Genomic DNA, 273 nt, shown 5'->3' on the forward strand with positions numbered 1-273 from the left:
GCGCGAGCCCCATCAGCGCCAGCAGCGCGCCCGCGAAGCCGGCCACCGGCGCGGCCAGGGTCCAGGGGTGGGCCGCGTAGTTCGCGAACCAGGCACCGGCCTGCAGCTCGACCGTCTTGAGCAGCGGATTCGACGGCCCCACGGTATCGACCGCGCTGGTGATGCGGTAGCCGCCGATGGCCGAGGCCATCCAGAAGCCCGCCGCCGCATAGAGCACGATGGTGGCGGCGGCCGCGACCATGCCGTAGCGGCGCGAGCGCTCGGCCACGGGTC

1 pseudogene is annotated in these 273 nt (G+C 74.4%); it reads right to left on the reverse strand.

Annotated elements, in window-relative coordinates:
• Positions 1–273 (reverse strand): annotated as a pseudogene (locus ACCD05_RS31890) (cytochrome d ubiquinol oxidase subunit 2); the annotation flags it as partial.

The organism is Rhizobium sp. Rhizsp42 (assembly GCF_047304155.1).
Classification (GTDB): Bacteria; Pseudomonadota; Alphaproteobacteria; order Rhizobiales; family Rhizobiaceae; genus Rhizobium.